This window comes from Psychromonas sp. (assembly GCF_983033635.1).
This window is the reverse complement of the sequence record NZ_CEZLMY010000101.1, coordinates 3,616-5,622: the sequence shown is the minus strand read 5'-3', so window position 1 is coordinate 5,622 and position 2,007 is coordinate 3,616. Positions and strand designations below refer to the sequence as shown.

Annotated in this window: 2 protein-coding genes; both read right to left on the bottom strand. The window is 45.4% G+C overall.

The features are described from left to right. Positions 1-400: 400 nt before the first annotated feature. Positions 401-898: an OmpA family protein gene (locus AC4GME_RS12670; protein ID WP_490377670.1), complete on the bottom strand. Its 498-nt coding sequence runs from the start codon at positions 896-898 to the stop codon at positions 401-403. 247 nt (positions 899-1,145) lie between these two features. Continuing rightward, on the bottom strand, positions 1,146-2,007 hold an 862-nt coding region (locus AC4GME_RS12665), incomplete at its 5' end, for a DUF3300 domain-containing protein (RefSeq protein WP_490379501.1).

Sequence of the window (2,007 nt, the reverse complement as noted above, 5' to 3'; positions counted from 1 at the left end):
GTACCGTTATCACGGCAATGAATATAAAACTCGCATGAATCATCGCCCGGGCAAGAAAATAAGAGTACATGTCAATGTTGAGCCCTACTAGGTTATTCCCTTCCAGATAAGCTCGCGGCCTATTCTACTCCAAAGGCTCATTCAGAGGCTTTGCTCACGGAACAAAGCCTGCTGTAATTTTAGTCACGATATGGGATAGAAAATAGGGGATAAAATATTACAAAAAACCGAAGCAGCGCAGATCTCCGGCTTCGGTTTACTTGCTCAAATCAGCACTTTCTGCCAATAATTAATGCGCTGTGATACTGATTTCTACACGACGGTTTGCTGCACGTCCCTCGACCGTATCGTTACCTGCAACCGGGCGGCGTTCGCCATAACCTGTCGTACTTAGACGGCCTTATTTTACGTTTTGTCTAATAAGGTAGTTACCAACAGATTCAGCACGACGCTCATACAGGGTTAAATTTGACTCCGAACTACCAACGCTATCTGTATGGCCGATGATTCTTAATGATGATTTCGGATACTCATTAAGTATCTTGGCAACCCCATTTAAGGTTGGGAAAATACTGCCGCTTAACTGATAACTGCCCGTCTCTAAACCAATCCCACGCGCCATAATAAGCTGCAGCTCATTTTCACCAACACGTATGACCTGCACGCCGGAGTCTAATAACTCTTTGCGTAATGCGGCTTCCTGCTGATCAAAGTAATAACCAATCCCCCCGCCGATGGCGGCGCCACCTAACGCGCCATTTTTCTTACCTGTTGCAGCACCTGCAAGCGCCCCTGTAATCGCTCCACCAACGGCAGCCATCGTCGTTCTATTGGTTTCCTTTTCACCCGTTGTTGCATTTTGACGAGTCACACACCCAGTCAGAAGGGCCAGCAACATTAATCGCTAATTGACTTTTTCATCTTTAATTTCAACCTCATTTTCACAAAAAATGGATAGCACTTTATCGGTAATAAAATAGCAAGTGCATTAAAAAAGTGATCTCGTCCTGCGCTTGAAAAATGAATACTCGCAAGACAGATCTCTTATTTGATGTGTTGAGTAGGACAAGCATTCTACATTTCCCTCCTTATTTCTTCCTTAAAAAGAACCTTTATCGACTGCGCTGCTCATTATACCAGGGTAGCTATTTATGCTCTTGGTTCTGCCCGGATTGATGCCGATTGCGCTGTATTTTCTCACTTTTCATCTGCTTCTGCCTTTTTCCTTCCCCCTGACTTTGATAATGATTTTTTGTATCTCCCCGCTGATTACGCGGTACTGCGTTATGCTGCTTATTTAGTAAAGGCTGGTGCATATTATTAGCAGGCGACTGCTCGCGCTTTTTAATTCGCGGCCTATTTTCGGTTGCTAATTTTCGACTGTTATGCGCCCCACTGTACTTCATTTTCCTGTCGGTTCGTTGTTCCCTAAGCTTATTTTGAATCCGATCAACCTGCGCCCTCTCCGGGTAGTGGCGGTTATAACGCTGTTTAAGATTCTCACTGTGATAGGAAACGCCCCGGCGATGTTGAGGTTTATGTATCCAACGCTGCGCACCGTGACTGGTCACTATCCGTTCTCGATGACGGTAATAGTGCGAGTTGTGATGATTAACGACAACGATATGCCGCTGCCGCCAGTTAAACGTGCTGAAGTAATAATCGAAAGAGATATGCACTGCACTGCCCCAATAAAAGTGACCATGCAGATGTGGTATATAATAGGGATAAGGTGTCCAATATACGGGCGGGTGGCTATACCACTGCCAGTGACCATATACGACTCGCGAATCGTAATAGGGAACGTAAATAATCTCTTTTTCCGCAGGCTCGATAATAATATGCTGTTCAACCCGTGTGACCGACATATTATCCATTTCTGACAAACTGTCTGCTGCATCGGCTTGCCGTCTTAATGACTGGATACTGCTAAGCAGCGCGGGCTCATCCTGCAAAAAAGCATCGCCGAGTTTTTGCGTCCAGGTCAAATCCACGCTGAGTTTGTCC

Bases quoted from the DNA above. Each gene is read 5' to 3' on its own strand.
- AC4GME_RS12670 (WP_490377670.1), bottom strand. From the start codon at position 898: ATGTTGCTGGCCCTTCTGACTGGGTGTGTGACTCGTCAAAATGCAACA.